15 protein-coding genes and 1 pseudogene are annotated in these 19,790 nt (G+C 68.5%); 8 read left to right on the top strand and 8 right to left on the bottom strand.

The window, feature by feature from the left end; genetic code table 11:
- Positions 1 to 171 precede the first annotated feature (171 nt).
- On the bottom strand, positions 172 to 1,569 hold the full coding sequence (locus tag ABZV93_RS18390) for an NtaA/DmoA family FMN-dependent monooxygenase (RefSeq protein ID WP_354937245.1): 1,398 nt from the start codon (positions 1,567 to 1,569) through the stop codon (positions 172 to 174).
- Complete coding sequence (locus tag ABZV93_RS18385) at positions 1,566 to 2,783, bottom strand: LLM class flavin-dependent oxidoreductase (protein ID WP_354937242.1); 1,218 nt, start codon at positions 2,781 to 2,783, stop codon at positions 1,566 to 1,568. Before ABZV93_RS18385 ends, ABZV93_RS18390 begins: the two co-directional genes overlap by 4 nt.
- A 314-nt stretch (positions 2,784 to 3,097) precedes the next feature.
- Between ABZV93_RS18385 and ABZV93_RS18380 the strand changes: the two genes are divergently transcribed.
- Positions 3,098 to 5,071 carry an FAD/NAD(P)-binding protein gene (locus ABZV93_RS18380; RefSeq protein ID WP_354937239.1) on the top strand — a complete coding sequence of 658 codons (1,974 nt, stop codon included), beginning with the start codon at positions 3,098 to 3,100 and terminating at the stop codon, positions 5,069 to 5,071.
- A gap of 99 nt (positions 5,072 to 5,170) precedes the next feature.
- On the opposite strand, the gene ABZV93_RS18375 is transcribed toward ABZV93_RS18380, so the two are convergent.
- From ABZV93_RS18375 to ABZV93_RS18360, 4 genes are read right to left on the bottom strand one after another with little or no spacing between them, the layout of a single operon-like run.
- Positions 5,171 to 6,934 carry an ABC transporter ATP-binding protein gene (locus tag ABZV93_RS18375; RefSeq protein ID WP_354937236.1) on the bottom strand — a complete coding sequence of 588 codons (1,764 nt, stop codon included), beginning with the start codon at positions 6,932 to 6,934 and terminating at the stop codon, positions 5,171 to 5,173.
- Between the two features lie 17 nt (positions 6,935 to 6,951).
- Positions 6,952 to 7,854, bottom strand: a complete 903-nt coding sequence (locus tag ABZV93_RS18370) for an ABC transporter permease (protein ID WP_354937233.1) — start codon at positions 7,852 to 7,854, stop codon at positions 6,952 to 6,954.
- Between the two features lie 11 nt (positions 7,855 to 7,865).
- On the bottom strand, positions 7,866 to 8,816 hold the full coding sequence (locus tag ABZV93_RS18365) for an ABC transporter permease (RefSeq protein ID WP_354937230.1): 951 nt from the start codon (positions 8,814 to 8,816) through the stop codon (positions 7,866 to 7,868).
- A gap of 30 nt (positions 8,817 to 8,846) precedes the next feature.
- Positions 8,847 to 10,529 (bottom strand): ABC transporter substrate-binding protein, encoded by a 1,683-nt coding sequence (locus ABZV93_RS18360; protein ID WP_354937227.1) that lies wholly within the window; start codon positions 10,527 to 10,529, stop codon positions 8,847 to 8,849.
- A gap of 498 nt (positions 10,530 to 11,027) precedes the next feature.
- On the opposite strand from ABZV93_RS18360, the gene ABZV93_RS18355 reads away from it, so the two are divergent.
- Together ABZV93_RS18355 and ABZV93_RS18350 are read left to right on the top strand one after the other, a co-directional pair.
- A complete protein-coding gene (locus ABZV93_RS18355) occupies positions 11,028 to 12,140 on the top strand; it encodes an LLM class flavin-dependent oxidoreductase (protein ID WP_354937224.1) in 1,113 nt (370 codons plus the stop codon).
- Positions 12,141 to 12,405: 265 nt separating this feature from the next.
- Entirely contained in the window at positions 12,406 to 12,918 is a 513-nt protein-coding gene (locus ABZV93_RS18350) for a cysteine dioxygenase family protein (protein WP_354937221.1), read from the top strand.
- Between the two features lie 77 nt (positions 12,919 to 12,995).
- Here ABZV93_RS18350 and ABZV93_RS18345 read toward each other — a convergent pair whose 3' ends face one another.
- On the bottom strand, positions 12,996 to 13,565 hold the full coding sequence (locus ABZV93_RS18345) for a hypothetical protein (protein ID WP_354937378.1): 570 nt from the start codon (positions 13,563 to 13,565) through the stop codon (positions 12,996 to 12,998).
- A gap of 366 nt (positions 13,566 to 13,931) precedes the next feature.
- Positions 13,932 to 14,345, bottom strand: a pseudogene (locus tag ABZV93_RS18340) (FAD/NAD(P)-binding protein); the annotation flags it as partial.
- Between the two features lie 269 nt (positions 14,346 to 14,614).
- Between ABZV93_RS18340 and ABZV93_RS18335 the strand changes: the two are divergent.
- The 5 genes from ABZV93_RS18335 (at position 14,615) to ABZV93_RS18315 (ending at position 19,786) form a co-directional block, all read left to right on the top strand.
- Positions 14,615 to 15,649 (top strand): sulfate ABC transporter substrate-binding protein, encoded by a 1,035-nt coding sequence (locus tag ABZV93_RS18335; RefSeq protein ID WP_354937218.1) that lies wholly within the window; start codon positions 14,615 to 14,617, stop codon positions 15,647 to 15,649.
- A 4-nt stretch (positions 15,650 to 15,653) separates the two neighbouring features.
- On the top strand, positions 15,654 to 16,547 hold the full coding sequence (cysT, locus tag ABZV93_RS18330) for a sulfate ABC transporter permease subunit CysT (RefSeq protein WP_354937215.1): 894 nt from the start codon (positions 15,654 to 15,656) through the stop codon (positions 16,545 to 16,547).
- The gene (locus tag ABZV93_RS18325) at positions 16,540 to 17,376 is read left to right on the top strand and encodes a sulfate ABC transporter permease subunit (RefSeq protein ID WP_354937212.1); all 837 of its coding nucleotides are present in this window, start codon (positions 16,540 to 16,542) and stop codon (positions 17,374 to 17,376) included. Before cysT ends, ABZV93_RS18325 begins: the two co-directional genes overlap by 8 nt.
- Positions 17,373 to 18,356: a sulfate ABC transporter ATP-binding protein gene (locus ABZV93_RS18320; protein WP_354937209.1), complete on the top strand. Its 984-nt coding sequence runs from the start codon at positions 17,373 to 17,375 to the stop codon at positions 18,354 to 18,356. The genes ABZV93_RS18325 and ABZV93_RS18320 overlap by 4 nt, the downstream gene beginning before the upstream one ends.
- Positions 18,357 to 18,736: 380 nt before the next feature.
- Positions 18,737 to 19,786 carry an AI-2E family transporter gene (locus ABZV93_RS18315; protein ID WP_354937206.1) on the top strand — a complete coding sequence of 350 codons (1,050 nt, stop codon included), beginning with the start codon at positions 18,737 to 18,739 and terminating at the stop codon, positions 19,784 to 19,786.
- The last annotated feature ends 4 nt before the right edge of the window (positions 19,787 to 19,790 follow it).

Here is a 19,790-nt window from a genome sequence, read left to right as displayed (position 1 = left end):
TCTGCACAGCTGGTCATCGTGCGATCTCCTGAACAGGCCGGGGCGACGAGATCTGGTACGCGAGGTCGGCGCTGACCGAATGGGAGTTCGAGTCGGGCGAGGTCTCCTGTCCAGCCGGTGGCCCCGGACCGGCGAGCCCTGCGTCGTCCAGGGGCGTCTGCTTCGCCATGGTCATCGGCGGCGTGCGGGCAACGGGACCTCCAAAGGGGCAAGTCCGAGGTGATCACGCAACGTCGTGCCGGCGTAGTCGGTCCGGAAGACCCCACGCTCCTGCAGGATGGGCACCACCTTGTCGGCGAAGTCGTCCAGGCCGTCCGGAGTGATGTGCGGAACGAGGATGAAACCGTCGCTGGCGTCGCGCTGAACGAGGTCGTCGATCTCGTCCGCGACGGTCGTGGGTGAGCCGACGAACGACTGGCGTCCGGTGACCTCGATCATCAGTTCGCGGATGGACAGCTTCTTCGCCTCGGCGAGTTCGCGCCACTCCCGTGCGGTCTGCAGCGGGTCGCGATACATCCGCACGCTCGCCCGGCCGCGGGCGATGGTGTTCTCGCCCACTACGGGATCGACGTCGGGAAGCGGCCCGTCGGGGTCGTACTCGCTCAGGTCGCGATTCCACAGCTGTTCCAGGAACCGGATCGCGGTCTGGCCGCTGACCTGCTGCCGGCGAACAACGTGCGCGTACTCCCGCGCCTCCCCGTCGGTGTCGGCGAGCACGAACGTCGCCGCCGGGAGAATGAGCAACTGCTCGGGCGTACGGCCGTACTTCGTCAACCGTCCCTTGACATCGGTGTAGAACGCCTGGCCCGCCTCAAGAGTGGCGTGCCTGCTGAAGATGGCGTCCGCGGTCGCCGCGGCGAACTCCCGGCCCTCGTCGGAGTCGCCCGCCTGGAAGATCACCGGCCGACCTTGCGGACTGCGCGGGACGTCGAACCGGCCACGGATGTCGAACTGCGCGTCGTGGCGTTCGAACGTCCCCGCGCCGGGGTCGGCGAGGAAGACGCCGTTCTCCTTGTCCGCGACGATCTCGTCGCCCCGCCAGGAGTCGAACAACTCCCACGCGGTCCGCATGAACAGCTTCGCCCGCTCGTAGCGGTCCTCCTGCGCGAGGTAGCCACCGCGACGGAAGTTCTCGCCGGTGAACGCGTCCCAGGAAGTGACGACGTTCCAGGCCGCCCGACCGCCGGACAGGTGGTCCAGGCTGGCGAACTGACGTGCCACCTCGTACGGCTCGTTGAACGTCGAGTTGATCGTGCCGGCCAGGCCCAGCCGTTCGGTGACAGCAGCCAGCGCGGCCAGGATGGTGAACGTGTCCGGGCGTCCCACCACGTCGAGGTCGTAGATCTGCCCACCCTGCTCGCGCAGCCGGAGTCCCTCGGCCAGGAAGAGGAAGTCGAACTTCGCCCGCTCCGCGGTCTGTGCGAACCGCAGGAACGAGTCGAACTCGATGTGGCTGCCCGAGCGCGGATCGCTCCACACCGTGGTGTTGTTCACCCCCGGAAAGTGCGCGGCCAGGTGAATCTGCTTGCGGGGCTTGCTCGTCTGACTCTTCTGACTCGGCTGGCTCATCGGGCTCCCCCGGTCGTGGCGGCGTATCGGTTGGCCGGACGCTCGAGGCCCAACCGCCCGCGGAGAGTGGACGCGTCGTAGCTCTCGCGGAAGATCCCCCGGCGTCTCAGCTCGGGCACCAGCCCGCGGGTGATCGCCTCCAGGTCGTGTGGAAGCGTTCCCGGCCGCAGCCGGAAGCCGGTCAGCCCCGCCCACCGAAGGTCCTCCAGCCGGTCGGCGAGCGCAGCCGGTGTGCCGACGAAGACGGGCGCGTCACTGGTGAAGTCCGCGTCCGACAGGGCGTCCAGGTGCGCCTTGCGCTCGGCCGCCGAGTGCTCGTCGTCGGCCAGGAAGACCACCAGGTCACCGAACACGTGCAGGAGTTCGTCCTCCCGCCCGGCCGCGGCCTGCTCCCGGCGTACCTCGGCGACGATCCGACCGGCATCCTCCGCGTCATGGGCGGTCACGAACACCACGTCGACGGCCTTCGCGGCCAGCCGGTAGGCGACCGAGCGGTGCGCCAGCGCGGTGACCAGCGGCTGCCCCTGCGGCGGGCGCGGGACGATGGAGGGCCCCCGCACGCTGAACCAGCGGCCCTCGAAGTCGATGTAGTGCAGCTTGTCCCGGTCCACGAACCGGCCGGTGGCGACGTCCCGGATCTCCGCGTCGTCCTCCCAGCTGTCCCAGAGCCGGCGTACGACCTCCACGTGGTCGGCGGCCTCGTCGAACAGGTCCTCCAGAACCGCTGCCGCTTCCGGCGCGTCGAGGTCGGTTCCCTGGATCGCAGGAACCGTCCGGCGCCCGAAGAGTTCGGCCTCCCACTGGCGCGGGGACACCCGCACCTGCCAGCCGGCCCGGCCACCACTCACGTAGTCCAGCGTCGCGATCGCCTTGGAGACGTGGAACGGCTCGGTGTGGGTGACGGTCGCCACCGGCACCACCCCCACTCCCCTGGTGAGCGGGGCCACCCGGGCGGCGACCAGCACCGCGTCCAGCCGTCCGCGCACCTGGTCGAGCCGTTCGTCCGGCCCGTCGGGGCTGGTCGTCTGGATGCCGAGGGAGTCCTCGATGGTGACAAAGTCCAGCGTGCCGGTCTCCGCTTCGCGGACCAGATCGGTCCAGTACGCCGGGGTGAGGAGTTCGTCGGCACGTGCCCGCGGATCGCGCCAGGCCGACGGATGCCACCCGGCACCCTCGAGGGCCACCGCGAGGTGCAGTGGGAGCGGAGCTGGCATCGACTGCCTCCAGAACTCGGTTGGTGGTCTGCAACAGACTCGTGCACGCTGGTATTCCGGCTTCACCGGTGGAGATTTCCCGCTGTCCGATGCGTGGGACGACGGTGGCCGGATCGATCTCCTAGTCCGATAGTAGGGATTGTGCCACGCTTTCTCCTGCTCACGATTCGCCGCGTCGTCGACCTGATGCGTGTGGCCAGCGGCCTGTGTCGCTGACCTTCCGCACCGGCCGGCAGCGGACCTGACGAAGAACCAGGGCCTGACGGCAGACCTGGACCTGACAGCAGGCACCTTTCGTGGAAGGAGGCGCGGCAATGCATGCTCAGCGCCCGCTCGTGGTGTGCATAGTCGGGGGCGGTCCTCGCGGCACGTCCGTACTCGAACGCCTGGTGGCCAACGTCGACCTGCTCGAACCCGGCCGCCGGCTGGAGGTCCATCTCGTCGACCCGCACCCGCCGGGTGGAGGCCGGGTCTGGCGCCATGACCAGTCGCCGCTGCTGTGGATGAACTCCACCACCGCGGACGTGACGACGTTCCCGGACGACTCCGTGCGGTGCGAGGGCCCCGTGGTGGCCGGGCCATCCCTGTGGGAGTGGGTGCGAGACGTCGGCCGGCTGCTCCCGGCCGGCTCTCCCGTGGGTGCGGAGGCCCGGCGTCTGGGCCCTGGTTCGTTCGCGACCCGCAGGTTGCAAAGTGCCTACCTGGGTTGGGTTTTCGAACGGGTCCGGGCGAGCGCGCCGGAGCGGGTCGGCATCGTCGTGCACCCGACCCATGCCGTCGACGTGACGCCTGAGCCGGGCACCGGGCGGCACCTGGTGAGCCTGCACGGCGGGAGCGACCAGCTCACGGTCGACCGGATCGTCCTCACGCAAGGCCACCTTGACGCCAGGCCCACCCTGGAGGAGCAGCGGCTCGGCTCGTTCGCCGAGCGGCACGGACTGGGGTACCTGCCGGCCGCCTACACCGCCGACCTCGACCTGGACCACATTCCTGCCGGTGAAACCGTGCTGCTGCGCGGGTTCGGTCTGGCGTTCGTCGACCTGATGGTGTTGCTCGGCCAGGGGCGCGGCGGGCGGTTCGAACGCCGGGACGGCGAGCTCGCCTACGTTCCGTCGGGGCGTGAACCCCGGCTCGTGGTCGGTTCCGGCCGGGGTGTTCCGTACCACGCCAAGATTTCCTATGAGCTGGGACGGCCACCCACGCCGAGGTTCTTCACCGCGAACGTCTGCCAGCAGCTGCGGGCCGAGCGGGGCCCGCTCGACTTCTGGGACGACCTGTTTCCCCTGATGTGGAGGGAGATCTGCTGGGCCTACTACCGCGAGCTGTTCACCGCCCACCCGGACCGCGTCACGATGTCCTGGGACGACTTCGCCGCCGGCTACGCCGACCCCGACCGGGACGACTCCGGCCTCGCCGCGCTCGTGGCCCAGGCCGTCCCGAAGCGCGAGGACAGGCTGGACCTCGCGTCTTTCGACCGGCCGCTGGCCGGAAGGACCTTCGTGGATCAGCAGGATCTGCGGACCTGGCTGCGCGACTACATCCGTGCGGACCTCGACCGGCGGGCCGACCCGTACTTCAGCGCGGACGGGGCCGCGTTCCTGGCCCTGCTCGTGGTCTACGGCACACTCGCCACCGCGACGGCCACCGGGTGCCTGTCGACCCGGGCCCAGGCCGACATCGAGGGCTGGTGGCACGGGTTCTTCAGCTACTTCGCCAGCGGGCCGCCGGCTCCGCGCCTGGAGGAGCTGCTCGCGCTGTCCCGGGCCGGGATCGTCGACTTCCTCGGCGCGGACATGGTGGTCGAGACCGACCCGGCGCGTGGTGCGTTCGTGGCCTCCAGCGCCAGCATGTCCCACCGGGTCACCGCCCGGTGGCTGGTGGAGTCCCGGCTACCCCGACCGGACGTCGCCCGCACCACCGATCCGCTTGTCGCGAGCCTGCTGTCGCGCGGGGAGGCCGCCGAGCACGTCGCGATCGACGCCAACGGCGACGCCCGGCCGACCGGCCGGCTTCGGGCCAGGCCGGCCGACCTGCGGGTGGTCCGTGGCGACGGGACGCCGTCACCGGACCTGTTCGCGGCGGGTTACTGGGTGGCCGGGACCGCGGCCGGCGGTGCCTTCCCCCGGCCCCGGATGAACGCGCCGTTCTTCCGCCAGAACGACGCGCTGGCCCGCGAAATCCTGCGGGTCGACTTCAACGGTCCGGACTTGGCGCCGTCACCGACCGACAAACCGTCCGGGCGGCAGGGTGCGCCGTGTATGTCCACGGCCCGGGACAGATCGGTTTAGCGGATCAGCTCGTACTTCTCCTGGTTTCGATCCCGCAGACTGAGCACGGCCACGGCCCAGTCGACGGTCATGCGGAATCGGCCCTGAGTGGTGAGCTGGTCACCAGTCAGCAGGTTGGGACCCTTGCTGATAGAGGTGTTCACCAGAAACCTCATGCGGCCGTCCTCCTGCGCGTGCACCCCGGACACCGGGGATCGCGCCAAGCAGCTCTTGCGTATAGCCGTCCTTCGGCGCGGAGAAGATGTCGTCGACGGGTCCCACCTCCACGAGACGGCCACGACGCATCACCCCCACCTGGTCCGAGATCTGCCGGACGACGGCCAGGTCGTGGGAGATGAACAGGTACGACAACCCCAGCTCCTCCTGCAATCTGACCAGCAGCCGCAGGATCTGGGTCTGTACGGAGACGTCGAGGGCGGAGACCGGTTCGTCACACACCACGAGATCGGGCTCGAGCGCCAGGGCCCGGGCGATCGCCACCCGCTGGCGTTGTCCGCCGGACAGTTCGGCCGGTCGGCGGGCCAGCATCGACGAGTCCAGCGCCACGTGGTCGAGGAGTTCGGCCGTACGCCGGCGCCTGGCCGTCCGGTCCCCGACACCGAACGCGCGCAGCGGTTCGGCCACGATCTGCCCGACGTTCATCCGGGGATCCAATGAGGAGTACGGGTCCTGGTAGATCAGCTGCATCCGCCGCCGCAGCCGGCGCAGCGCAGTTCCCCCGACGTTCGTGATGTCGGCTCCGTCCAACTGCACCGACCCGCTGGTGGGCCGCTCCAGCCGTAGCACCATCCGTGCGGTGGTGGACTTCCCTGAACCGGACTCCCCCACCAGCCCGAACGTCTCGCCCCGGCGGATCCGGAAGGACACGTCGTCGACCGCGCGGAAGGTGCCGGCCGGATCGCTGCCCGACCTCGGCACGCCGAACTCCTTGGTCAGCCCCCGCACCCGGAGGATGTCGCGGGAGGCGGCGGGCGCGGACCCACCTGCGGACGCAGGAGTCTGGGCACTCGGGGCCGAGCGTGCCTGCACCAGCCGCTTGCTCGCCAGGCTGGGCGCGGCGGCGATCAGTTCCCGGGTGTAGGGATGCTGGGGGTCGTCCAGGATCGCGGCCGCCGTCCCCTCCTCGACGACCTGACCCTGCCGCATCACGACGATCCGGTGCACCCGGTCGGCCGCCACACCGAGGTCGTGGGTGATGAACAGGACCGCGGTTCCGAACTCCCCGCACAGGCCTTCCAGGTGGTCCAGCACCTTCTTCTGCACGGTGACGTCGAGTGCGCTGGTGGGCTCGTCGGCGATCACCAGCTGCGGCCGGCACGCGAGCGCGATGCCGATCAGCACCCGCTGCCGCATTCCCCCGGACAATTCGTGGGGGTACTGCCGCGCCCGTACGCCGGGACTGTCCAGGCCTGCTTCGGCGAGGATCTTCACCGCTCGCACCGCGGCTCCACGCCGGTCGGCGCGGCCGTGCAGCCTGAGCACCTCCGCCACCTGGTCACCGATCCGCTTCACCGGGTTCAGCGACACACCAGGGTCCTGCGGAACGAGACCGATCCGGGCACCGCGCACCGACCGCATGCGCCGCTCCGACCAGCCCACGATGTCGTCACCGGCGAAGCGGACCTGCCCGCCGTCTATCGTTCCTCCGCGCGGAAGAAGGCCGATCACGGCGTGCGCGGTCGTCGACTTCCCCGACCCGGACTCGCCGACGACCGCGACGATCTCGGCCGGGTTCACGCTCAGGCTGAGGTCGCGGACTGCGCCCACTGCACGCCCGTGCACGTGGTAGGACACGCTGAGGTTCTCCACCTCGAGCAGCGGTCGCGGCCGAGCGTCGTCCGGCCTCGGAGCCAGGTTCCCCATCCCACTCATCCCCCTGCTCATCTCCGTCCGGCGTCGAGCGCTCGGCCGATCCGGTTGGCCGCCAGCACGACCGCCACCACGACCAGCCCGGGCAGCGTGGTGTACCACCAGGAGGTGGCCAGGTAGTTGCGTCCTTCCGACACCAGGGACCCCCACTCGGGGGTGGGCGGTTTCGCACCGAATCCGAGGAAGCTCAGCGCCGACACCGCGAGGATCGCCGAGCCGAACTCCAGCGCGGCGAGCGCCAGGACCGGGCCGGTGGAGTTCGGAAGGACGTGCCGCCACAGGGTCGTGATCCGGCGGACGCCGCAGGCACCTGCTGCCTCGACGTACGCGGCACGGCGCACCCGCAGCACCTCCGCGCGCATCACCCTGGCGAAGCTCGCCACCGCCGCGACCCCCACGGCGATGGCGACATTGGTCGTACCGAACCCGAGCGCGGTGACCACCGCCAGCGACAGCAGCAGCCCCGGAACGGCCAGCAGCACGTCGACCAGGCGCATCAGCACGGTGTCCACGACCCCGCCGAAGAACCCCGACAGCAGACCGAGGGCCGAGCCCACGACGAACGCGATCGCCACCGCGATCACCGTTGCCCGCAGCGACAGTCCGGCGCCGTAGACGACTCTGGTGTAGAGGTCGCGGCCCAGGTGGTCGGTGCCGAACCAGTGCTGTGCGCTCGGTGGCACCAGCCGCTGCGCCGGCACGCCGGTGATCGGGTCGTACGTCGTGAACACGGCCGGAACCGCCGCCCAGGCGAGCGCGACCAGGATCGCCAGCACGGCGAGGACGAGTCCGGGCTGCCCGAGCAGACGCCGTAGGCCCCACCGGCGTGGGCCGACCTCTTCCTGGGGCACGCTTCCGATGGGTTCGGCGAGCCCGTCCGCGACAGCAAGCGCTCGGACCTGGGTTTCGCTCACCTGTGCTCCTGTCAGCGGCTCGGGGACGGGGTGTGGGCGATGCGCGGATCGACCAGCGGATAGATCAGGTCGACCAGCAGGTTGGTGGCCACGAACACCACCGCGGCGAAGACCACCAGCCCCTGCACGACGGGGATGTCCTGCGCTTCGACGGCCTGCTGGGTGAGCCGCCCGATGCCGTTGCGGGAAAACACCGTCTCCACCACGACCGACCCCGCCACCAGGTTCCCCACCGTGAGGCCGACCATCGTGAGGGTCGGGATGACCGCGTTGCGAAAGACATGCCGGGCCTGGACATGCAGCCGGGTCGCTCCCTTCGCCCACGCGGTCTCGACGTACGGCTGCCCCCAGGTCATGTCCAGGCTCTTCGCGAGCAGTTGGGCGATCACCGCCGTCGTCGGCACCGCGAGCGTCACGGCAGGCAGGACCAGGCTTCGCAGTCCCTGGTTGCCCATCGCCGGAAACACCGGGAGCCGGAACGACAGCACCTGCACCAGCAGCAGTCCCACCCAGAACGTCGGCACCGAGATCCCCAGCGGCGGCAGGCCGAGCAGGAACTGCCGCAACCACGCCACCCTCGTGTACGTCGCGAGGAACGCAATCCCCACGCCCGCGACCAGGGCGAGCAGCAGCGCGCTGCCGGCGAGCTTCAGCGTCTCCGGCAGGGCCTGGAAGATGAGCAGCAGCACGGGTGCTCCGGTGGTGATGGAGGTGCCGAAGTCACCGCGGACGGCATCGCCCAGCATCGCGGCGTACTGCACGGGCATCGACTGGTCGAGGTGGTAGCGCGCGCGCAGTGCCGCCACCTGCGCCGGATCGACGTAGGAACCCTGGCCGCCGGGATCGAGCATGATGCTCACCGGGTCGCTCGGCAGCAGGTACAACACCACGAAGGTGAGCGTGAAGGCGGCCCACAACACGAAGACCGCCTGCAGCGCCCGCCCCGCCAGATAACGTCTCATGCACCTCTCCGGCCTTGACGGCTTCGACGGCTACTGGGAGATCCAGGTGTCGTAGAACTGCAGCCGCGACGACGCCTCGAACCGCAGACCGTGCACGCGACTGCTGACCCCGATCGCCTGGGACAACTCGAAGATCGGGATCACGTACCCGTGCTCGACCAGCAGCCGCTGCGCCTTCCCGACGAGCTTGTCCCGGCCCGCCTCGTCGAGGGTCCGGACCTCCTTGTCCAGAAGCGGATCGAGTGCTTGGTCGGGGGCGCGCCGGCCGCGGTTGGCGAGCTTTGTCGAGAACTGCGTGCGCAGGATGTCGGGGTCGGCGCGGGTGATGTTGTAGAAGAAGGTGTCGAAGTCACCACTCTGGTCGATCTCACTGGACTGGGCGTTGGTGACCTGCCGCAGTTCCAGCGCGATCCCCACCTGGCGAAGCTGCTGCTGGACGAGCTCCAGAGCGGGCTGGCTGCCGTTGAAGTTGGGTGAGTAGACCACGTCGATGGTCAGTTTCCGGCCACCCTTGACCCGGATGCCGCCCGGGCCGGCACGCCAGCCGGCGGCGTCGAGCAGAGCCTTCGCCCGGTTCGGATCGTGGTTCAGCAGGCTGGACAGGTCGGTCCAGCCAGGCGTACGCCGGCCCAGCACGCTGCTGGCGGCCTTGAAGTGCTTGCCGAGCACCGTGTCAACCACCTCTTGACGGTTCACCGCCAGTTGGACGGCCTGCCGGACGCGCTCGTCCTTCAGCGGCTCGCGGGACACGTTCGGCTGCAGGAGGAACACCACGCCCGGATTGGTGATCGTGAGCACCTTCCCGCCGGCGCCCTCGATCTGTGGCTCGTCCTGCCGGAGCACGTCACTGACCGCGTCCACCTGGTTGGTGGCCAGGCTTCCGGCACGCACGCCGGACTCCGGCACGATCTTGTAGGTGATGGTGTCGAGGTAGGCGTCCCCGGTGTGGCCGAAGACCTTCGAGCCCCAGGCGTACCCCTTGCGCTTGGCCAGGACGACGTCGCCACCCTGGACGAACCGCTTCACCACGAACGGACCCGAGCCGATCACCTTTCCCTGGCAGCGCTGCTCAGGTGGCGTGGCGAGCGTCCTGTCGGCGACGATCGCGAGCGAATGGGTCGCGGTCGCCTGGAGGAACTGCGCGTTCGGCTGGGCGAAGACCACTGTGGCCGTCAGCTTGTCCGAGACCCGGGTCTGCTGGTAGCCGGACAGGTAGGTGCTTGCCAGCGGAGCGGCCGCACCGAGGTCGTGCACGATCGAGTCGAAGTTCTTCCGTACGGACTGGGCGGTGAGCGCGGTGCCGTCGCTGAAGGTCACCCCGTCACGCAGGTGGAACGTGAACTCCCTGCCGTCCTTGCCGATCTCCCAGGACTTCGCCAGCCACGGCACGATCTTTCCGGTCTTCGGGTCCTGGTCGGTCAGGGAGTCGGTGACCTGGCGGGCGATGTAGATGGCCATGTTCTGGGTTGCCTGCTGCGGGTCCGGGCACGCCGGTGCCAGCGACAGCGCGAAGTTGACGTTGCCCCCGGCGCGTGGCTTGCCGGCGTCAGATCCGTTCGCGTCCGCTCCGGCTGCCGAGCCGGAACCACCGGAGGACGTACCGCACCCCGCGACCGCGCACAGGAGCAGGGCAACCAGAAGCGCTGCCAGGGGGCGGTGTCCGCGCGGGGCATGAGTATGTGCCCCGCGCGCGAGTGAGGGAAGGAAGGACATCCGGGTTCCTCCGGTAGGACAGTGGCGAATGCGGTGACGAGACGTTCGTACCTCCAGCCGGCGAGCAGGGCTGGGGGAGCCGAACGAACCCGGACGGAAGAGGGAGCAGGTGCGAGTCGCGTGGTGCGCGCACGACAGCGGTGGTGAGCCGCACCCCGTCGACGAAGTGACGTGGCGTACGACAGTAAGGACTGACGACAGTGAGAACTACCGGTCGCTGTGACACCGAGGGCAGGGACACAGACCACTCGCGACCCGCATCAGATCGATGGCACGCCGCGAGGTGAGGAAGAGCCGCCAATGCATGATCCCTACTATCCAGGTAGGAATTGCCGGACGCCAACCGTCGTCCCAGAAACTGGACATCCCGTCCGGGTTCGACGGCTGCCGCGTCCCGGCATGTCCACACCATGGGATCGCGGTGGCCGAACCGAATTCCGAGTTGAATAGTAGGGATTCGGTCGCGGGCCGTCGGCCCGCCTGGGAGGGAGTACGAGAATGCCGGTCGAGTTCCTCGGTATCGCAGCGACCAACGACGGCTCGGAGACGACGCCCCGGTCCGGCGCCAGCTTCGACAAGGACTACACGCTTCGCCTGGCCCGCGCGCACGAGGACCACGGCTGGGACCGGATCCTGACGGCGTACGGGTCAGGTTCGCCGGACCCGGCACAGGCCGCGGCGTACATCGCCGCCCGGACCGAGCGCATTCAGTTGCTCATCGCCCACCGGCCCAACCTGTCGATCCCGACGTTCGCCGCCAAGACGTTCGCGACCCTGGACCACATCAGCGACGGCCGGGTGACCGTCCACTTCATCACCGGTGGGAACGACCACGAGCAGCAGCGCGAGGGCGACTATCTCACCAAGGACGAGCGCTACACCCGGACTGAGGAGTACATCCGGATCGTCAAGCGGGCCTGGACGACCCGGGAGCCGTTCGACCACGAGGGCCCGCACTACCGCTTCGCCGACTTCGTCAGCGACGTCTTCCCCGTTCAGCAGCCCCGCCCTCGCGTGTCCTTCGGTGGCTCGTCACCGGCGGCCTACGCGGCCGGTGGTGCCGAGGCGGACATCTACTGCCTGTGGGGCGAGCCGCTCGCCCAGACGGCCGAGCAGATCGAGCTGGTCCGGCAGGCCGCGCGGGCGGCAGGCCGCACCGACACCCCGAAGATCCAGGTGGCCTTCCGGCCGATCATCGCGCCAACCGAGGAACTCGCGTGGGAGAAGGCCCACCGGACGGTGGACACCATCAAGGCTCGTACGAACGGTGGCACCACGCCGCTCACCCGCCGGCACCGGCTCAGCTCCCCCGAGAACACCGGGTCACAGCGCCTGCTCGCGGTCGCGGCCGAGGGTGAGCGCTTCGACCGAGCACTGTGGACACCGACGGCGGCCGCCACCGGTGGCGCCGGCAACTCCAACGCCCTCGTCGGGACACCGGAGACGGTCGCCCAGGCTCTGCTCGACTACTACGACCTGGGCGTGGACATCCTCTCCGCTCGCGGATACGACCTTCTCGGCGACGCCATCGACTTCGGTCGGTACGTCATTCCAATCGTCCGCGAGGAGGTCGCCAAGCGCGATGCCGAGTCAGGACCTGCCTCGAAGTAGGACGCCGACCCGGCAGGGTCACCGATGCATGAGGATGCCCGCGTACCCGCTGCTCCCGCGCACTTCTCCCCTCCACCCGGTCTTGTTCAGCTCAAGCGCCGGAGCGGTGAAGACGATGCGGACCGAAGCGGCCGGCCGATCAGAGACCTTTCCGGGTTTGGAGTCGGAGCATCCGACTATCACAGTTTCCCTATCGGTCTGGTAGGGTACCCGGCTCGTTGAGGCCACCCGGCCAGTTCAGTCACAAGCAGCTGCAATGGAACCGATGATGATCACCAGGACGTCGACCGGAATGGTCTCCGGCACCGCGCAGCAGGACCTGTCCTCGCTCGCCGAGCTCGTCCAGGAGGTGGCCGACGACACCGCCCGATGGCGGCCGCTCGTCCGCTTCCGGCCGGGGAAGCGCTGGTGGGCACGCCTGTTCGCCGACGACCAGGTTGACGTGTGGCTGCTCACCTGGCTGAGCACCCAGGCAACCGAACTGCATGACCACGGAGAGTCCGCGGGGGCATTCACGGTGGTCGCCGGCGCGCTCGACGAAATCCGTCCCGACGAGCGCGGAGCACTCACGTCCCAGGTCCTCACGCCGGGGCAGACCGGCCGGGTCGCTGTCGGCGACGTGCACGACGTCCGCAACAACCACGCTGCACCCGCCATCAGCATCCACGCCTACGCGCCACGCCTCACCCGCATGACCTACTACCGGTACGGCCCGAACGGGCTGAGCGTTGCACGGACCGACGTGACCGACGAGCCCGAACAGGATCCGCTCCCCTGACGTCCATGACCGTACGGACGACCAGCGGGCGGCTAGGACACGCCCTAAGCCTGAACAGGTGACAATCCCTGGTTTGTCTACTGCGGGACAAGCTCAGGAATGCGCCCTCGTCCGGACGGCCCGCAGGCCAGTGCCGTCACGAGATCACGGGCCTGCGCGCGGATCTCGGGGACCGCCGTGGTCTCCCAGAACCGGCCGCGCCGCAGTGGACCTACCAACCACATCCGCGGGTTCGGATGCCCGTCGCGCCCGACGACGTTGCCGTGCGGACTCACGTCGAGGCCGAGCCCGTGCGGGCCAAGCCGCGCCTGGCCCTCGTCGAGCAGCGTGCGTACCAGCCCGTCCGCGGCGGCGGGAAGGCGACCCGGACCCGTGCAGGTGACGGTGGCACCGAAGCCGTCCTTCCCCGGCGGCGTCATCCTCTCTCCCGAGCGTTGCCCCGAGCGCGGATCGCGACCGTCCGGGCCTACCGCACGCAGCCGGAGCGCGCCGGCGGCCTGGAGGCCGGCGAGCTCCTCGGCCACCGTCGGGGCCATCCGGTGCCGGTGTATCTCCCAGTGCCGGGCCAGGTGGCGGAGGAACCGCTCCTGGTCCGCGACGGACAGGCTGGCCCACACCTCGTTCAGCCGCGGCCGCATGGCGTCCATGACGGCCCGCCAGTCCCCGCAGTGGTCCGCAGACCTGCGTACGACCCGGATCAGGGCCGGCAGCGACGAGGGCAGCCGGGGTGGAAGGGAAATGAGCGGAGCCCTCGTCTCGCCTTTGGGATGCGTCCGCGGCAGGAGTCCATGCCGCGACACCGCGGTCACCTGGGCGCTCTGTCCCGTCCTGAACAAGGTCAATGCCACGTCGACCGCCGTGAGGCCGGTTCCCATCAGCAGGACCGGTCGGGTCCTGGGCACTGCTGCCAGCGCCTGCGGCGACCACGGGTCGCACACGTGAACCACCCGCCCGCCGGGCGCCTTCGACCAAACGTCGGTGCGTGGACACAACGTCCGGGGACTGCCAAGCGCGAGGACAACGTGATCGGCACGAACGGCAGGTCCGCGATCAAACTCCACGAGCTGCCCCGACGCACCCGGCCGTGTCGCGGTAGCCTGCGCGGAGCGCACTGTCAGCCTTCCCGGCGCGGCCGCGGACGCCGCCTCGAGCACGGACACCAGGTAGTCCCCATACACCAAGCGAGACAGGAAATCTCCAGCCTGGACCGGCATCCCCCGCGACCGGCACCACATGAGGAACCCGTCCATGTCGGCCGGGTCGGCACTCATCGACTTGGCCGGCGAGTTCAGCAGGTGCCAAGGGGACGCAGCCTCATAGGCCACACCCCGCGCCAGCCGGGACGTCGGTTCGACCACGACCACACGATCGTCCGTACGTTGCAGCGCCTCCACGGCGACCATGACCCCGGTGCACCCGCCTCCCACCACTACGACAACTCGCGACCTCACCCCTCCACCCCCGTGTCCATATAGCTCCGCGTAATCCTACTAACTCACTAGGTTAGATGGGTTATCTACGAACAATGGTGCGATCCCGCACAACTCAGGGCTGACCGTTGGCGGCCTGGGTTGGTTCTACGCATCGACTGGTCGCGCGCCGTGACGAACCTGTCCATTGGATGTTTCTTCGTTGAGTGACGGCTACCTCTGAGCTAACTTTTCCTATCGGCAAAGTAGGTTAAGTAGGGGCGAACATGTCACGATCGAAAACCGGAACTCAGGTGGCCGCAGCTGCGCTGGCTGCCGTCGTCGCCTTGGTGATGACAGCCTGCGGTGGCGGGAACGCCTCCTCGGGAAGCGGTGACTCGCAAGGCAAGAAGGTGTCGCTGTCCTTGGTGGCGTACTCCACTCCGCAGGCTGCCTACGAGAAGATCATCAAGGCCTTCCAGGCCACGCCCGAGGGTAAGAACGTCACCTTCACCCAGTCCTATGGGGCATCCGGCGACCAGAGCCGCGCAGTGGCGGCGGGCCTGAACGCCGACGTCGTGGCCTTCTCGTTGGAGCCGGACATGACGCGGCTCGTCGACGCCGGCCTGGTCACGAAGGACTGGAACACCGATGCGACCAAGGGTATGGTGACCGACTCCGTGGTCGTGATCGCCACCCGGAAGGGCAACCCCAAGCACCTGCGGACCTGGGGGGACCTCACCAAGCGCGGCGTCGAGGTGATCACGCCCAACCCGTTCACCTCTGGCGGGGCCCGGTGGAACGTGATGGCAGGGTATGGCGCCGTCTCGGACAAGGGCGCGAACAAGGCGGCCGGGATCACCTATCTCAACGGGTTGTTCAAGAACGTGCCGGTCCAGGACGACTCCGCCAGGAAGGCTTTGCAGACGTTCACCTCCGGCAAAGGTGACGCCATGCTGGCCTACGAGAACGAGGCGATCTTCGCCCAGCAGAACGGCCAGGCCATCGACTACACCCTGCCCGACTCGACGATCCTCATCGAGAACCCGGTCGCTGTGACGAGCAAGAGCAAGCACCCGACGGAAGCCAAAGCGTTCGTCGCCTTCCTTCACTCCAAGCAGGCTCAGCAAATCTTCGTCGAGAACGGTTACCGGCCGGTCGAGCACGGCGTCCCCGGTGCCGACAAGTTCCCAACTCCGTCAGGCCTCTTCACGATCAAGGATCTGGGCGGCTGGCCAACGGTGATGAAGGAGTTCTTCGACACCCAGAACGGCGCGGTCGCGGCTATCGAACGCGACAAGGGCGTGTCGGTGAAGAAGTAGAACCGTGCCGGAGTCGATCCAGGAACTCACGAACAAGCCCCGAGACCCGACCTCGGGTGAGCCGGTGCCGTCGGCCCGGGCCGACGGCACCGGCCGGAACGCTGGGCTCGCGTTTCGTGGCCGGGCTGGCACCGCGCTCGGCCTGGGCACGGCACTGATCTATCTCAGCCTGATCGTTCTCATTCCGCTCGCTGCTGTCGTGTGGCGTTCGGCCGGACACGGACCCGGCTACTTCTGGCGGTCGGTCACCACTCCTGACTCCTGGGCAGCGCTACAACTCACGGTCGGCGCCTCGGTGATCGTCGCTGTGGTGAACCTGGTGATGGGGACGGTCATCGCCTGGGTACTCGTTCGCGACCAGTTTGCGGGTAAGAGCATCGTCGACACGTTGATCGATCTGCCGTTCGCGCTGCCCACGATCGTTGCCGGGCTGGTACTGCTGGCGCTCTACGGCCAGCACAGCCCCTTGGGCATCAACCTCGCCTACAAGCGAGCCGGCGTCGTGGCCGCCCTGCTGTTCGTGACGCTGCCATTCGTCGTACGCACCGTGCAGCCGGTCCTGCTCGAACTCGACCAGGAGATGGAGCAGGCCGCGGCGTCGTTGGGCGCCGGACGCTGGCTGACCTTCCGTCGGATCATCCTGCCCAACCTGCTACCAGCGATGATTGCAGGTACGGCGCTCGCGTTCACGCGTTCGATGGCGGAGTTCGGCTCGACGGTGCTCATCTCGGGCAACCTGCCGTTCAAGACCCAGGTCGCGGCAGTGAACATCTTCGGCAAGATCGAGAGTGACGATCCCATCGGCGCCGCGGCAGTGTCGACCGTACTGCTGGTCGTCGCCCTGCTCGTACTATTCCTCCTCGACCTCGTTCAACGCTGGCGAGCTCGCCGTGGCTAGCGGTGGAGGGACGGGAGTCAGCACGTCCGAGCCGACCGCTGCGAAGTACTGGCTGCGGACGCTCGCGTTGGTCTACCTGCTCTTTCTCCTGGTTCTGCCGGTCGGCCTGATCGCCTGGCGCACCTTCGGTGGTGGGATCGGCCCGTTCGTCACAGCCCTGACCTCCCCTGAGGCCGTGCACGCATTCCGGGTGACCGTCGTCGTCGCAGCCTGGGCGGTCGGGGCCAACACCGCCTTCGGGGTCGGGGCCTCGCTCCTACTCGTACGTCACCAGTTCCCCTGCAAAAGGCTGCTGGCAGCCCTCATCGAGCTGCCGATGGCCGTGTCGCCCGTGGTGGTCGGCCTCGCCCTCACCCAGGTGTACGGCAGATTCACACCGATAGGTGGCTGGCTGGAGTCACGCGGCATCCAGGTGATCTTCTCGATCCCTGGCATGGTGCTCGCGACCGTGTTCGTCTCCCTCCCTCTCGTGGTGAGCGCGGTCGTCCCCGTGCTCGAGGAGCTCGGGGACGAGCAGGAGCAGGCCGCCCGGACCCTCGGCGCCGGATCCTGGCAGACCTTCAGCCGCATCACGCTCCCCGGCATCAGGTGGGCACTCGCCTACGGTGTCGTCCTCTGCCTCGCCCGGGCCCTGGGCGAGTACGGCGCGGTCGCGGTCGTGTCGGGCCGCCTCGTCGGTCAGACCCAGACGCTCACGCTCTTCGTCGAGGAGCGGTTCCAGAACTTCGACCAGCCGGCCGCGTTCGCCGCGGCCACCGCTCTCGCGCTGCTCGCGATCGTGACCCTCCTGGTGACCAAACTGCTCAGGCCGAAGGGCGTCAACCGATGACTATCGAAGTCCGCAACATCAACAAGTCCTTCGGTGACACGCCGGTTCTGCGCGATGTCTCCGCCACGGTCGAATCCGGGTCACTCACCGCGCTCCTCGGGCCCAGCGGCGGCGGGAAGTCGACCCTGCTCCGCGTGATCGCCGGGCTGGAGCAGCCCGATTCGGGCACAGTACGGATCTCCGGCGTGGACGCGACCCGCATGGCGCCGCAGCGGCGCAACGTGGGGTTCGTCTTCCAGCACTACGCCGCGTTCAAGCACATGACGGTCTTCAACAATGTCGCCTTCGGCCTGCAGGTACGCAAGCGTGGCAAGGATGAGATCCGCCGGCGCGTCACCGAACTCCTCGAACTCGTCCACCTCGAGCAGATGGCCAACCGATACCCCGCGCAGCTGTCCGGAGGGCAGCGGCAGCGGATGGCGCTCGCCCGGGCACTCGCCGTCGAGCCCGAGGTGCTTCTCCTCGACGAACCCTTCGGCGCGCTGGACGCTCAGGTACGCAAGGAACTCCGTGCGTGGCTCCGACGGCTGCACGACGAGGTGCACGTGACGACAGTGTTCGTCACCCACGACCAGGAGGAAGCGATCGAGATCGCCGACTCCATCGTCGTCCTCGCCAACGGAGTGGTCGAACAGGCCGGAAGCCCGCACGACATCTACGACAACCCGGCGAACCCTTTCGTGATGCGGTTCCTCGGCCCCGTCACAGAGATCGACGGCCAGCTGTACCGACCACACGACATCGACCTCTCGATTGAGCCACGGGCCGGCTCCACACCGGCGAGAGTCACCCGCGTGGTGAGGTTGGGCTTCGAGGTCCGGGTGGAGATGGAGATCGGCGAGCAGGAGGCGTGGGCACAGGTGACCCGCGGCCTTGCCGGACGGCTCGACCTCAAACCAGGCGGCACGATCCACATCATGCCGAGCCACGACTCCCGCCTCCGGGTGGAGCCCGAGACGTTGCCGTCCGCCACCGCCTGACCATCCGCCGGGCTCGACCCCTCAAACACAGCCGGGCAGGAAGATGGCCTCAGCCGACACGTTCGCACGGCCCGCAGCCGTGCGCGTGCCGTGCGGGGCAGCGCGAGGGTACAAGGCCTTCGTCTCGGGAGTCCTTGGTTCGTTTCGGGACGGGCCAGAGACCGGTCGATCGTTGCGTTCGGTGCCTGTGAAGGCACATGCATGTGGTGCCACCACCACGCGGAGCGCACCTATGTGACGCTTGGAGCGAGAGCGACCCGAGAACAACTCGCACATGGTGGAGTATGGCCGGCGCTGACGCTCAGGGTGGGACCGGCGGCGAGCCGGGCCGCAACCCACGCATCGACGAGACGACCGCGAAGACCTCCAGGGACGACCGGGTGCCGCCGGCGCTGGTCTTCCGGTGGGCGGTCGCCGGCACGGCGGGCGTGCTTCTCACGTTCCTCGTCGCATACTGCTTCTACGTCACGCGCGGCATCCTGGTGCTGGTCCTTATGGCGATCTTCGTTGCGGTCAGCCTCGATCCCGTCATCCGGTGGTTGGTCGCGAGGGCCGTACCGCGGCCGTGGGCCGTCACGATTGTCGTCTTCGCTCTGGTCGCCGTGTTCGGCGTGTTCGTCTGGTCGGTGGTGCCGCCCGTGGCCGAACAAGGTAGTGCCCTGTTCGGGGACCTGCCTGGCCACCTGCAGCGGCTGTCGAGGCAGTCGCACACGGTCCGCGAGTTCACCAATCGGTACCACCTGACGGCGGGACTGACCTCCCTCGCAGCCGACCTTCCAGGCAGGCTTGCGGGTGGCGCCGTCGGGTTTGCGCTGAAGTTCCTCGGTGCCCTTGGATCTGCGCTCACCGTGCTCGTCCTGGCGATCTACTTCATGGCCGACATGAGGCGACTGCGGCACGGGCTGGTGGGCCTGTTCCCGCCACGCCGGCGCACTCGGGTCGCGGAGATCGTCGACGTGGTGGTGCACAAGGTTGGCGGATACATGATCGGGAACATCCTCGTGTCACTGCTCGCGGGCCTGGCCAGCTTCGTGTGCCTGGAACTAGTGGGGGTTCCGTTCGCCCTCCCACTGTCGGTGGTCGTCGCGATCACCGACCTCATTCCTATGATCGGTGCCACGCTCGGCGCCGCGATATGTCTGGTCGTCACAGTGCTCACCGTTGGCGTGTGGCCGGCAGGCATCATCGTGCTGATCTTCTTCATCGCCTACCAACAGGTGGAGAATTACCTGATTGTTCCGCGGGTCATGCGAGGCACCCTCGACATGCCCTCGATGGTGGTATTGGTGGTCTCACTGCTTGGAGGCGCCATGCTCGGCTTGGTCGGCGTCATCATGGCCATTCCGACAGCGGCGGCGGTGAAGGTCGTGATCACACCCACGATCGCCAAGAAGCGCGCCGACAGCGAGGAGGCGCCTCCGGGCGACTGAAGCG

The organism is Actinopolymorpha sp. NPDC004070 (assembly GCF_040610475.1).
Lineage (GTDB): Bacteria > Actinomycetota > Actinomycetes > Propionibacteriales > Actinopolymorphaceae > Actinopolymorpha.
This window is presented reverse-complemented; position numbering and strand designations above follow the sequence as displayed.